Origin of the sequence: Cognatiluteimonas profundi, assembly GCF_009792795.1 — a bacterium.
In the GTDB taxonomy this organism is placed as follows: domain Bacteria; phylum Pseudomonadota; class Gammaproteobacteria; order Xanthomonadales; family Xanthomonadaceae; genus Cognatiluteimonas; species Cognatiluteimonas profundi.
The window spans coordinates 652,443-665,361 of record NZ_VKHQ01000003.1; the positions used below are offsets into that span (position 1 = coordinate 652,443).

Genomic DNA, 12,919 nt, shown 5'->3' on the forward strand with positions numbered 1-12,919 from the left:
CGGGATCGTCCCGTGCGGACATGCCATTCAGCTTGAAACCCCGGGGATTCCGCGATGACCAACCTTGTCCAGCACATCACGCATGGCCCTGTGCACGAACTGCGGATGGCGCGCGCACCAGTCAATGCCCTCGATCCTGAACTGTGTGCCGACCTGGAGCAGGCGATCGACGGTGCCATCGCCGATGGCGCGCAGGGCCTGGTGCTGTCGGGCGGACCCAAGGTGTTTTCCGCCGGGCTGGATGTGCCCTACCTGCTCTCGCTTGGCGACGATCGCAACGCGCTATCGGCTGCCTGGGGGCAGTTCTTCGCGGCCGCTCGCGCGCTGGCGCAGTCACCAATACCCGTGGTGGCGGCAATCGCCGGCCATGCGCCAGCCGGCGGCTGCGTACTGGCCCTGTGCTGCGATTACCGGGTGATGGCCAGCGGACCCTTCCGCATCGGCCTCAACGAGACGCGCGTTGGCCTGGTGGCGCCAGAGGGCATCGCGCAACTGTTGCGCCGGGTGGTCGGCGTGCACCGAGCAGAGCGCCTGCTAGTGTCCGGTGAGCTGGTGGAAGCAGAGCGTGCGCTGGAGATCGGCCTGGTCGACGAACTGACGGACATCGACGATGTCCCCACGCGTGCGCGCGCATGGCTGGAAGACCTGCTGTCCCTGCCGCGCCAACCGATGCTGCTGACCCGTGCGATTGCACGCGCCGACCTCGTCGCCGCCGTGCAGCCCGAACGCATCCAGCTGGATCGTTTCATCGACGGCTGGTTCTCGCCCGACACCCAAGCCGGGTTGCACGCGCTGGTCGCTTCCCTGCGCAAGTGATCCAGGACTCGCTGGTTGCGCACCGCCGCAACCGGGATGCCGACGGATCGGGTTTCAGCTGCTTCCCATCGCCACTGGGCGGCTGCCGTCCGCGATCCACCCGCTCCATGATCCGGTAAACAACTTGGCGCCCTTGATGCCGGCGCGCTCCATGGCCAGCAGGTGATGGCAGGCGGTGACGCCGCTGCCACACATGACGATGGTGGATTCCGGGGCGTGGTCGCCCAGGAGTTCGCGGAACTCCGCGGCCAGTTGCACTGGTGTCTTGAAACGCTTGTCGGTCAGGTTGGTGGCGTACGGTCGGTTTCGCGCGCCCGGCACATGGCCTGCGATCTTGTCCAATGGCTCGACGTCACCGCGGAAGCGCTCGAGCGCGCGCGCATCGATCAACAGGTCGCCAGCATCCAGCCGGGCCTGAACCTGGTCGGCATCGAGCAGGCGCGACTTGTCGAATTGCGCGACGTATCGTTGTGGCGCCGGGACCGGATTCCGCGTATCCACCGGCAAGCCGAGCGAGGTCCATCGCGACCAGCCACCATCGAGCACGGCGACCTTCGCATGGCCCAGCATCCGCAGCAGGAACCACAGGCGCGCCGCGTAGGCGCCTTCGCCGTCGTCATAGGCCACGACCTGGTGGTCAGGCGTGATCCCCCACTGACCGAGCCTGGCGGTGAATTCGGCAGCATCGGGCCACGGATGCCGCCCCTGCCCCTGCTGCCGGTGGTTCGAGAGATCGCGCTCAAGGTGCGCGTACAAGGCGCCGGGGACATGGCCCTGCTGGTAGGCCCTCTCGCCCGCACCGGGATCCATGAGCGAGAACCGGCAATCGAGCACGACGACATCCGGTCGCCCCACTGCAATGGCCAGTGTTTCGGCCGGAACCAGCGTCGTCCATCCACTCATCGGGTGTTCTCCATGCGTTCTCTGAGGTTGAGCAGGATCGAGGCACTGACGCCCCAGATACGGCGTCCGCTGGAGTCCGGATCAACGAACTCCAGGATCGAACGCGGCCGGCCGCCGATGTCCATGCTGATACGGCGCAGGTTCGCGGGTGCCATGAGGTAATCGAAGGACACCTCGAAGACTTCGTCCACTTCGCGAGGATCGGGCGTCGCGATGTAGTCGGGCGTGACGAGCGCCACGAGTGGCAGCACCCGGAAGCCGGTCACCGTCCGCACCGGGTCCAGGTATCCGAGCGGGCGGACCTGCGAGGCCGCGATGCCGACTTCCTCATGGGTTTCGCGCAGCGCGGCTGCGCAGGCATCGACGTCGCCGACTTCGACGCGGCCGCCGGGAAAACTCACCTGCCCTGCGTGATGTCGCAGGCCATGCGTGCGCCGCGTCAGCAGCACGTGCAGTCCGCCTGGCCTTTGCACCATTCCCACGAGGACGGCGGCCGACACTGGCGGGGCATCGGGCAGGAGCCCATCCAGTTCAACGAGGTTCCAGCATTCGCACGCCGGCACCGACTGCAGCGGGTGCAGTGCAGACTGGATGCGGGCGAGCGCGTCGATCATCCCGTCGTTCGCAGCGCGCGCAATGGCAGGACGGACTCCATCAGTCGATGGCGTTCGCGGTCGGACATGCGCAGCCAGCCGCCGATTTCCGCCGCGGTGCGCTGGCAGCCTTCGCACAATCCGTCGCTGCCCAATTGGCACACGCCGGTGCATGGGCTGGCAATGGGCGCATTGATCAAGCGGTCGTTCACGTATTCCCGTTCCAGCAAGTCCTTCCAATAAAAAACCCGGCTCTTGCAAGCCGGGTTCGATCCTGTCCAAGCCCGGATTGAATCCGGAGGCTGCTTACTTGACGCTCAGCAGCTTCACTTCGTACACGGCCGCGAGGTTGGGCGGCATGCCCGAGCTCGGGTCGTTGCCGAACGCGGACGGCACGACGATTTCCCACTTGGAGCCAGCCGGCATCTGCATCAGCACTTCGCGGATACCCGGCGTCGGGATCTGGCTGATCTTCATGCTCGGGGTCTTCTGCGGCGGCTGTGCCTGCGGCGGATGCTGGCCCAGCGGGAACGGCGTGCTGACTTCCAGGTCGACCGTGCTCGCAAGCGTCGGCTTGGCGCCCGTGCCGGTTTCCAGGATGCGGTACTGCACGCCGCTCGCAAGCACCTTCACGCCGGGCTTGGACTTGTTCTGGGCAAGGAAGGCGTCACTCTTGGCCTTGTTGTCGACCGCGGCTTTCTGGAACTCAGCCTTGGCCTTGCCCTCCATGCGCTGCATCATCGACTGGTAGGCAGTCTTCATCTGCTCCACCGGCACGGCAGGCGCCTTCTTGGCGTAGCCGTCCTGCACCGCCTTGATCACGGTATTGATGTCCAGCGGCTCGCCACTGTTCAACAGCTGGTTGCCGAACTGGAATCCCAGGGCGTAGCTCAACTGCCCCTTGGAAGAGGACGTATCCTGGGCAAGGGCTGTGCCCCCGGTCAGGGTCAGGGCCACGAGCGTGGCAGCAAGCAAGCGCAACTTCATTCGGTACAACCTCCGGATTGGAGTCCTGTCGCGGAACGGGGCGGCTCAGCCGCCCCGCAGGACAAGACACATTGACGCGCTAGGATAGCGGCCGCAGGGCTGAACCGCCACTGACGACACCCTTCCGACCCGGGCCGCGCCGACAAGTTCCGGCGGGGCTGGGCGACCACCCCAGCGACGACATTCCACTCATGATCGATTCACCCTTGCAGGTCAGCGACCGCGGCCCCGTCCGCATCATCACAGTCAATCGTCCCGACAAGCTCAACGCGTTGAACGCCGCGACGCTGGACGCTCTCCAGGCTGCCTTCACGGCCGCAGCCAATGATGCAGGTGTCCATGTCGTCGTACTGACGGGCGCCGGCCCGAAGGCATTCGTCGCAGGCGCCGACATCGCCGAAATGGTCCAGCTGACGCCGGTGCAGGGACGCGACTTTTCCCAGCGCGGGCAACGGATGATGCGTGCCGTCGAAACGATGCCCAAGCCGGTGATCGCAATGATCAACGGGTTCGCGCTCGGTGGTGGCCTGGAGTTGGCGATGTGCTGCCACCTGCGCATCGCATCGGACACGGCGAAGGTCGGCCAGCCGGAAATCAACCTCGGCCTGATCCCCGGCTTTGGTGGCAGCCAGCGACTGCTGCGACTGGCTGGCCGGGCGGCGACCCTCGAGTTGTGCCTGCTCGGTGCGCCGGTCGATGCGGCCCGCGCGCAGCAGCTGGGCATCGTCAACCGGGTCGTTCCGGCCGCGGAGCTCGAGGACCGCACCATGGAAATCGCGGCGCAGTTGGCCGCCGCCGCTCCACTTGCGTTGCGCGGCATCCTGGACTGCGTCAATTTCGGTGGGGAATCGGGCATCGAGGAAGGCCTTGCCTATGAAAGCGCGCAATTCGGATTGATGTTCGCCACGGAAGACATGCGCGAAGGCACCACCGCGTTCCTGGATCGCCGCAAGCCGGCGTTCTCCGGCCGCTGATGGGCGCCGCGGCCTGCCGCTGCGGCTGCACTGTCCCGCAGGATGGCGGCGCGCACGCCATCGTCGCCGCACTGGCCAGCGATGACGTGGACGCAGCGCTGCAAGCGGGATTGCTGACGAGCGAGGCTTGTCCCGGCTGCACGGAAGCCTGCCGGGAGACATTGCGCATCGCGCGCGACGCTCGCCACTTCGCCCTCGCGGCGCGTGATCGGTTCCGCGCACGCGAGGCGCGACTTGCACGAATAAAGGAAGAACGTCGTCGTCGTGCGACCCCTGCACGCAATGACGCATCCGATCGGTTGGCAGTCGCACCTGCATTGCCACCGGCTGCCGCCGCTGCGCTGGCGCGCGCCCGGGACAAGGCCGCCGGCCGTCGAAGCCCATGAGCAGTGTTGCCAAACGCGCCGCGCCTCGTCGCGGACCAGACCTGCGACCTGCCGAGGTACGCGAACTGTTCGCGCGCCTCGCCGAATTGAACCCGCATCCCACGACCGAACTGGTCTACAAGACCCCGTTCGAATTGCTGGTTGCGGTGATGCTCTCGGCGCAGGCGACGGATGTCTCGGTGAACAAGGCCACGCGGCGCCTGTTCCGCGTCGCCCGGACGCCGAAGACGATGCTGGCGCTTGGCGAGGACGGCCTGAAACCGTACATCTCATCCATCGGCCTGTTCAACGCCAAGGCCAGGAACGTCATCGCGACTTGCCGATTGCTCATCGAACGCCACGGCGGCCAGGTCCCCGCCGACCGCGAAGCGCTTGAGGCGCTACCGGGCGTGGGCCGCAAGACGGCGAACGTCATCCTCAACACCGCATTCGGCCAGCCCGTGATCGCAGTCGACACGCACATCTTCCGCGTCTCCAACCGCACCGGCCTTGCACGCGGCGACACGGTCCGCGCCGTGGAGGATCGGCTGGCGAAGGTCGTCCCGCCCGAATACCAGCAAGATGCGCACCACTGGCTGATCCTGCATGGCCGCTACGTCTGCAAGGCGCGCGTGCCCGTATGTCCCGCCTGCGTCATCCGTGACCTGTGCCGTCATCCGCACAAGACGCTGGCATCGGCCACAAAGAAAAACGGCGAGCCGTAGCTCGCCGTTTTCGTTTGCACTGCAGGTCCGATCAGAACGCCACTTCGCCCCAGATGCCGAACTCCTGGGTCTTCAGGTCGACCGCGGTGTCGTTCTTGCGCTGGTCATGCTTGTAGGCCGCGGCAAGCTTGACGCCCTTGCGCAGCGGAAATTCGACACCGAGGTTGTAGTAGGTGTCGGTCAGGCTGGGATCCAGGTCCTTGCTCAGGTTGCTGCGGTCATAGCGGGCGAATGCGGTGATGCCGCCGGAGCCGAGGCCAAGGCTGCCCCACAGTGAATAACCGTCGGCCTTGTCGGACGCCGCCGTGAGCACGTTGTTCCAGTTGCTGGCATTGAAATACTCGCCACCGACACGAATCGGGCCCTTTGCATAGGCCACCATCAGGTCACCGCGCTGCGCGGTATGCAGCGTGTCGACGTTCTGGGTGTCCTTGCCGAGCTTGCCCGAGTAAGCGCCAACGGCCACGACCATGCCATCGAACGGCACGAAGCCCACGCGGCCTTCGACATCCATGCTGTTGCTGCGGGTCGGGTTCTTGTAGCCCGCGCCATTGACCATCGAGACGGCGTAATTGACTTTCTTCCCGGCAAGGTCGCCGCCGGCGTGCACGCCCCAGTCGGCGGACGTACCGAACTTCAGGCGATCGGTCAGCGTGTTCTCCACGTAGCGGAAACCGTAGTAATTCTCGGCGAACGGGATCCACGGCAGGTCGGCCGAACCGGCACGCACCACGAATGCATCGCTGAACTTGCCCTGCAGGTACGCCTTCTTGACGTAGATGTCGGCGGCGCTGTCCAGCGACGAGCTGTACTGGAAATCGGTGGTCAGGTTCGCCGACCAGGTCGGGTCGAACTGGTGGGTCACGCTCAGGTAGAAGCGCTTGACGTCGAATCCGGTGCCGCTGGCGCTGGTCTTGTTGCCGTTGTCCTGCTGGTCGATGTTGGTCATGTCGAAGAACATCTTGCCATTGAGCTGGGTGTCGTTGACCACCTTCGCCAGCTTGTCCAGCTTGTCCTGGGTCGCCTGCGCGGCCTCGGTGGACTGCGCGGTGGCGACGTTGATGTCGGACTGCGCGTCGGTCCGCTGCTGCAGCGTGTCGAGTTGCGCCTGCAGCGACGCGATCTGCGCCTTGAGGTCCTGCAGCTGCTCGGCGGTCACGGCCGTCGGCTGCGTGGACGCATTCGCAGCGCGCACCGGGTTGGCCACGAACACCGTGGCAAGGCCGAGCCCGGCTGCAATGGCCGTCGTGAGCATGTTGTAACGCATGGGTGGTCTCCGTTTGGGAATGTCGAGGCTGCCGTTGCGCAATGGATGCACGACGGATCGGTGTGTAGATTCCGTTAAGAACATGACCGTTTTGCGACAACGAGTCACCGCATTGCACCTTTCCCCCAACCGGGACTGACATCCGGCTGACACGCAAGGGACATCCTTCTGTCACGAAGTTCCCATGCAATAGCGGCCGAACATCCGGCTACGCTGCTTCCCTTGGAGAACTTCATGAAACATGGCATCAAGATCGGCTTCACGCTCGCCGTCCTCACGGCATCCGTCGCTTCGGCCGCGAATGCCACCAATGTCACCGGCGCCGGTTCCAGCTTCGTCTACCCGGTCCTGTCCAAGTGGTCGGCCGCGTATCACCAGGCCACGGGCAGCCAGGTCAACTACCAGTCGATCGGATCGGGTGGCGGCATCGCCCAGATCGAAGCGGGCACCGTCGATTTCGGCGCGTCGGACAAACCACTGCCGGCGGCTGAGCTGCAGAAGTACGGCCTGGGCCAGTTCCCCGTCGTCATCGGCGGCATCGTTCCCGTGATCAACGTGCCGGGCGTTCCCTCGGGCGCGATGAAGCTCGACGGCGCGCTGCTGGCCGACATCTACCTCGGAAAGGTCACCCGCTGGAACGATCCGGCCATCGCCGCGCTCAATGGCGGCGTCACGCTGCCCGACGCGAAGATCACCGTCGTCCACCGCTCGGACGGCTCGGGCACGACGTTCAACTTCTCCAACTACCTGTCCAAGGTCAGTGGCGCATGGAAGGCCAAGGTTGGCGAAGGCACTTCCGTGCAGTGGCCGACCGGCGTCGGCGGCAAGGGCAACGAGGGCGTGTCCGCCTATGTCCGCCAGATCAACGGCGGCATCGGTTACGTCGAATATGCCTATGCATTGCAGAACAAGCTGGCCTACACGCGCATGAAGAATGCAGCCGGCAAGTTCCTGCTGCCCGACGCAGGCGGCTTCGCCGCGGCTGCCGAAACCGCCGACTGGAAATCAGCGAAGGACTTCAACGTGATCATGACCAATGCGCCCGGTGACGACGCCTGGCCGATCACCGCGACGACCTGGGCGATCATGTACAAGAAAGCGAAGAATCCGGCGCAGTCCAAGGCCACGGTCGATTTCTTCAAGTGGTCGTTCGAGCACGGCCAGCCGCAGGCCAGCTCGCTCGACTACGTGCCACTGCCTCCGGCGCTGGTCCGGCAGATCGAGACCTACTGGACGCAGAACCTCAAGTACTGAGCACCGTCTCTCCGATCCTCCTGTCCCACGCAAACCTGCGGGCCCATCCGGGCCCGCTTTTTTTTGGGCCGCGGTACATGGATATGATGTCCACCTCGAGAAACCAGCGCCGGACGCCATGAAACACAGCTTCCTCAATGACTACTCCGAGGGCGCGCATCCACGCGTGCTCGAGCTGCTCGTGTCCAGCAACCTCAGGCAGGAGTCCGGTTACGGGGAGGATGCGCTGTCGTTGCAGGCCGCGTCCCTGCTGCGCGAGGCGACCGGCAATGCCGATGCAGCGGTGCATCTGGTGTCCGGCGGAACGCAGGCGAACCTCATCGCGCTGGCGTCGATGCTCAAGCCATACGAATCGGTCATCACGGTGGAAACCGCCCACATCCTCGTGCATGAGACCGGGGCGATCGAGGCGACGGGACACAAGATCCATGGCCTGCCCGGCCACGAAGGAAAGCTCTCGCCAGGGCAGGTGCGCGAGGTGGTCGCGCAGCATTGCGACGAGCACATGGTGCTGCCGCGCGTGGTCTACCTGTCACAGGCCACCGAGGTCGGCACGCTCTACAGCAAGGCCGAATTGACGGCGCTGTCGGCGACCTGCCGCGAACTGGGCCTGTACCTGTACCTGGATGGCGCCCGCATTGCGCCGGCGCTGGTCAGCGCGGCGGCGGACATGACACTGCGTGACGTTTCGGCGCTGGTGGACATGCTCTATGTCGGCGGCACCAAGAACGGCGCGCTGCTGGGCGAAGCGTTGGTGATCAACACGCCGGCGCTGCAGGAACGCTTCCGCTTCCACCTCAAGCAGCGGGGCGCCTTGCTGGCCAAGGGGCGATTGCTCGGTGCGCAGTTCGTCGCCCTGCTCGAAGACGGCCTGTATTTCGAGCTTGCACGCCACGCCAACGCCATGGCGGCGATGCTCGCCGACGGGCTGCGATCCACAGGCACGCGCTTCCTGAGCGAGCCGGTGACCAACCAGGTGTTCCCCATCCTGGCGGACACGCAGATCGCGGCTCTGCGGTCGCTCTATGGCTTCCACGTCTGGTCCCGGGTCGATCCGGGGCATTCAGCGATCCGCCTGGTCACCTCCTGGGCAACCCGCCCCGAAGCGGTCCAGGGCTTCCTGCAGGATTTCGCCAAGGTGGCGGTTGGCCACCCGGTTCCAGGGTCCCGCGCCTCCCCTGTCATCGGCATGTAACAAAAACATCATTTCATGGCGCGATCCGCCGGAACCCCGGCCTCCAGTCATGGAGATCTGCGCATGAACCACATTCTTCGCTACAGCGCCCTCGCCCTCGGCCTTTCGACCGCGCTGCTGGTCGCCGGCTGCAAGCAATCCGGCACCGAAACCGCTGGCGCCCCGGCGACGGCCACGGCGCCCGCCGCGGACCAGGTGTCCGCCCAGATCACCGGCGCCGGCGCGACGTTCATCTATCCGCTGCTCTCGCAGTGGTCGGATGCCTACAACAAGGCAACCGGACACAAGATCAACTACCAGTCGATCGGATCGGGTGGCGGCATCGCGCAGATCAAGGCCGGCACGGTCGACTTCGGCTCGTCCGACAAGCCGCTGCCCAGCGAGGAACTGGCCGCTTCCGGGCTTGGCCAGTTTCCGTCCGCCATCGGCGGCGTCGTCCCCGTCGTCAACCTCGATGGCATCGCCAGCGGCAAGTTGCGGCTGACCGGACCGGTGCTGGCCGACATCTACATGGGCAACATCACCAAGTGGAACGACGCGCCGATCGCGGCCCTCAATCCCGGCGTTGCGCTGCCGTCATCGAAGATCAACGTCGTGCATCGTTCCGACGGCTCCGGCACGACGTTCAATTTCGTCAACTACCTGTCCAAGGTCAGCCCGACCTTCAAGGCCAAGGTTGGCGAAGGCACGTCCGTGCAGTGGCCGGGTGGCATCGGCGGCAAGGGCAATGAAGGCGTCGCGGCCTACGTCAAGCAGATCAAGGGCTCGATCGGTTATGTCGAGCTGGCGTATGCCTCGCAGAACGCGATGACGTTCGCGTCGATGCAGAACGCGTCCGGCAACTGGGTGCAACCAAGCGCCGAGAGCTTCCAGGCAGCGGCATCGAGCGCCGATTGGGCCAGCGCGCACGACTTCAACCTGGTGATCACCAATGCGCCGGGCGCCACCGCATGGCCGATCACCGCCACGAATTTCATCCTGATGTACAAGCAGCCCAAGGATGCCAAGCGCTCGGCGGACACGCTGGCCTTCTTCAAGTGGGCGCTCGAGAACGGCCAGTCGCAGGCCAAGTCGCTGGATTACGTCCCCCTGCCGCCAGAACTCGTGCAGCAGGTGGAGCAGTACTGGTCGGCGGAATTCAAGCACTGACGGGGCGGCAATCCCCGCATGAGCACCACCACACTGCCGCTGGCTGAGCAGCGCAACACGCGGGACGCCGCGACCGATCGCGGCTTCCGCTGGCTGGTGACGGCCGCAGGCGTCTTCGTGCTGGTCGCACTGGGCGCCGCTGCCTTCTCGATGATCTGGGGCGGTCACGCGGCGCTGCAGAAATTCGGCCTTGGCTTCCTCTGGTCGCGGACCTGGGATCCGGTGGGGCAGCAGTTCGGCGCGCTGGTCCCGATCTACGGAACGATCGTCACGGCACTCATCGCCATGGTGATCGCGGTGCCGGTGAGCTTCGGCATCGCGATGTTCCTGACCGAGATCGCGCCCAAGTGGCTGCGCGGCCCGGTCGGCACCGCCATCGAATTGCTGGCCGGTATCCCCTCGATCATCTACGGCATGTGGGGCCTGTTCGTGCTGGTGCCGGTCCTGGCCGAGCACGTGTATCCGTGGATCGATTCGCACATGGGCCAGTGGCCGGTCGTCGGCGCGCTGTTCTCGGGACCGCCGCTGGGCCTGGGCATGCTGACCGCGGGACTGGTGCTGGCGGTCATGGTCATCCCGTTCATCGCATCGGTGATGCGCGACGTCTTCCTCACGGTTCCGGGACCGCTCAAGGAGTCCTCGTACGCGCTGGGATCGACGCGCTGGGAAGTCATCTGGGACGTCGTGCTGCCCTACACGCGCTCGGCGGTGATCGGCGGCGTGTTCCTCGGCCTTGGCCGGGCGCTGGGCGAAACGATGGCGGTGACCTTCGTGCTGGGCAACGCGCACGAATTGACGGCCTCGCTGCTGATGCCGGGAAATTCCATCGCCGCCACCATCGCCAATGAATTCACCGAAGCCGATTCGGAAATGTACCGGTCGACGCTGCTCGCACTGGGCTTCGTGTTGTTCCTGGTCACCTTCGTGGTGCTGGCGGCAGCCCGGTTGATGCTGCGCCAGCTCGCCAAGCGCGAGGGAAACTGATGTTCGACTCACGCTACGGCTTCCGTCGCGCGAAGAACATCGTCGCGCAGGTGCTCGCCGTGCTTGCGGCGATCTTCGGGCTGTTCTGGCTGGTTTGGATCCTGTGGACCACGCTGCACAACGGCCTGGCGTCGATCAACGCCGCGCTGTTCACCAAGATGACACCTCCACCCGGCGAAACCGGCGGCATGCTCAATGCCTTCTTCGGCAGCGCCGTGATGAGCGTGCTCGGCATCGCGATTGGCGCACCCATCGGCGTGCTGGCGGGCACGTTCCTCGCCGAGTATTCGCAGAAGAGCTGGCTGGGCGAAACCGTGCGCTTCGTCAACGACATCCTGTTGTCCGCGCCATCGATCGTGCTGGGATTGTTCGTCTATACGCTGGTCGTTGCGCCGATGGGGCATTTTTCCGCCCTCGCCGGCGCGATCTCGCTGGCTTTCATCGTGCTGCCGGTGGTCGTGCGCACGACCGACGAAATGCTGCGGCTGGTTCCGGCCCAGATGCGCGAAGCGGCGCTGTCGCTGGGCGTTCCGCAGTGGAAGGTGATCGTGCAGGTGCTGTATCGCGCGTCGCTGCCTGGCATCGTCACCGGCATCCTGCTGGCGCTGGCGCGCATCAGCGGCGAAACCGCGCCATTGCTGTTCACCGCGCTCAACAACCAGTACTGGTCGACCGACGTGTCGGGTCCGATGGCCAACGTTCCGGTGGTGATCTTCCAGTACGCGATGAGTCCCTACGACAGCTGGCACACGCTCGCATGGGCCGGCGCCTTCGTGCTGACGCTGTTCGTGCTGCTGGTCAGCCTGGCTGCGCGTGCCATCGTGGCGCGCAACAGGATCAGCAATGAATGACCTTTCCCTTTCCCTTACTCCTGCCCAGGCTCCCGCCATGAATGACGCACGCCCTGCCATGTCGATGCCGGCACGCGACGCAAGCACGCGCGCCCAGGCACCCACCAAACTGGCAGCCCACGAGCTCAACTTCTGGTACGACAAGTTCCATGCGGTCAAGGACATCAACCTCGACATCCCCGAAAAGCAGGTCACTGCGCTGATCGGCCCGTCGGGCTGCGGGAAGTCGACCTTGCTGCGCGTATTCAATCGCATCTACGCGCTGTATCCCAAGCAGTTCGCCCGCGGTGAAGTGCTGCTGGACGGCGTCAATATCCTCGACCCGAAATACCCCATGAACCGGCTGCGCAGCAAGGTCGGCATGGTGTTCCAGAAGCCGGTTCCATTTCCGATGACGATCTTCGAGAACGTCGCCTATGGCATCCGCCACCACGAGCGCCTGTCGAAAGCGGAGATGGAAACGCGCGTCGAGGCGGCGCTGCGCCAGGCCGCGATCTGGGACGAGGTCAAGGACAAGCTGAAGCAGAACGCCCTTGGTTTGTCGGGAGGACAGCAACAGCGCCTGTGCATCGCCCGGGCTGTGGCCCTGCGGCCGGAGGTGTTGCTGCTGGACGAGCCGACGTCGGCGCTGGACCCCATCTCCACCAGCCGGATCGAGCAGCTGGTCGCGGATCTCAAGTCGACCTATACCATCGTGATCGTCACCCACAACATGCAGCAGGCGGCGCGCGTGTCGGACTACACCGCCTTCATGTACCTGGGCGACCTGATCGAGCACGACACCACCGAGACCATCTTCTCCAACCCCTCGAAGCAGCAGACCGAGGACTACATCACCGGCCGTTTCGGCTGAGGA

Annotated in this window: 12 protein-coding genes and 1 pseudogene; 9 read left to right on the plus strand and 4 right to left on the minus strand. The window is 65.2% G+C overall.

What is annotated here, in order from left to right:
* Positions 1-54: 54 nt before the first annotated feature.
* Positions 55-816, plus strand: a complete 762-nt coding sequence (locus tag GST15_RS05060) for an enoyl-CoA hydratase/isomerase family protein (RefSeq protein ID WP_159016135.1) — start codon at positions 55-57, stop codon at positions 814-816.
* A 54-nt stretch (positions 817-870) separates the two neighbouring features.
* On the opposite strand, the gene GST15_RS05065 is transcribed toward GST15_RS05060, so the two are convergent.
* From GST15_RS05065 to GST15_RS05075, 3 genes and pseudogenes are all read right to left on the minus strand, one after another.
* Positions 871-1,719 carry a sulfurtransferase gene (locus GST15_RS05065; RefSeq protein WP_159016136.1) on the minus strand — a complete coding sequence of 283 codons (849 nt, stop codon included), beginning with the start codon at positions 1,717-1,719 and terminating at the stop codon, positions 871-873.
* Positions 1,716-2,524 (minus strand): annotated as a pseudogene (locus tag GST15_RS05070) (NUDIX hydrolase). Before GST15_RS05070 ends, GST15_RS05065 begins: the two are co-directional and overlap by 4 nt.
* Positions 2,525-2,618: 94 nt before the next feature.
* Complete coding sequence (locus GST15_RS05075) at positions 2,619-3,299, minus strand: FKBP-type peptidyl-prolyl cis-trans isomerase N-terminal domain-containing protein (RefSeq protein WP_159016137.1); 681 nt, start codon at positions 3,297-3,299, stop codon at positions 2,619-2,621.
* Positions 3,300-3,490: 191 nt separating this feature from the next.
* Here GST15_RS05075 and GST15_RS05080 point away from each other — a divergent pair, with 191 nt between their 5' ends.
* The gene (locus tag GST15_RS05080; protein ID WP_159016138.1) at positions 3,491-4,273 is read left to right on the plus strand and encodes an enoyl-CoA hydratase/isomerase family protein; all 783 of its coding nucleotides are present in this window, start codon (positions 3,491-3,493) and stop codon (positions 4,271-4,273) included.
* A gap of 382 nt (positions 4,274-4,655) precedes the next feature.
* Positions 4,656-5,363, plus strand: a complete 708-nt coding sequence (gene nth, locus GST15_RS05085) for an endonuclease III (protein WP_159016139.1) — start codon at positions 4,656-4,658, stop codon at positions 5,361-5,363.
* A gap of 31 nt (positions 5,364-5,394) precedes the next feature.
* Here the strand turns inward: nth and GST15_RS05090 are convergent, their stop codons facing one another.
* Positions 5,395-6,630 (minus strand): porin, encoded by a 1,236-nt coding sequence (locus GST15_RS05090; protein ID WP_159016140.1) that lies wholly within the window; start codon positions 6,628-6,630, stop codon positions 5,395-5,397.
* A gap of 234 nt (positions 6,631-6,864) precedes the next feature.
* On the opposite strand from GST15_RS05090, the gene pstS (GST15_RS05095) reads away from it, so the two are divergent.
* The 6 genes from pstS (GST15_RS05095) (at position 6,865) to pstB (ending at position 12,916) form a co-directional block, all read left to right on the plus strand.
* Positions 6,865-7,884, plus strand: a complete 1,020-nt coding sequence (gene pstS, locus GST15_RS05095; protein ID WP_159016141.1) for a phosphate ABC transporter substrate-binding protein PstS — start codon at positions 6,865-6,867, stop codon at positions 7,882-7,884.
* 118 nt (positions 7,885-8,002) lie between these two features.
* Complete coding sequence (locus tag GST15_RS05100; RefSeq protein WP_159016142.1) at positions 8,003-9,079, plus strand: threonine aldolase family protein; 1,077 nt, start codon at positions 8,003-8,005, stop codon at positions 9,077-9,079.
* A 63-nt stretch (positions 9,080-9,142) separates the two neighbouring features.
* On the plus strand, positions 9,143-10,228 hold the full coding sequence (gene pstS / locus GST15_RS05105) for a phosphate ABC transporter substrate-binding protein PstS (RefSeq protein WP_159016143.1): 1,086 nt from the start codon (positions 9,143-9,145) through the stop codon (positions 10,226-10,228).
* A gap of 18 nt (positions 10,229-10,246) precedes the next feature.
* Positions 10,247-11,212, plus strand: a complete 966-nt coding sequence (pstC, locus tag GST15_RS05110; protein ID WP_159016144.1) for a phosphate ABC transporter permease subunit PstC — start codon at positions 10,247-10,249, stop codon at positions 11,210-11,212.
* Complete coding sequence (pstA, locus tag GST15_RS05115) at positions 11,212-12,063, plus strand: phosphate ABC transporter permease PstA (RefSeq protein WP_159016145.1); 852 nt, start codon at positions 11,212-11,214, stop codon at positions 12,061-12,063. Before pstC ends, pstA begins: the two co-directional genes overlap by 1 nt.
* A 37-nt stretch (positions 12,064-12,100) precedes the next feature.
* The gene (pstB, locus tag GST15_RS05120; RefSeq protein ID WP_159016146.1) at positions 12,101-12,916 is read left to right on the plus strand and encodes a phosphate ABC transporter ATP-binding protein PstB; all 816 of its coding nucleotides are present in this window, start codon (positions 12,101-12,103) and stop codon (positions 12,914-12,916) included.
* The last annotated feature ends 3 nt before the right edge of the window (positions 12,917-12,919 follow it).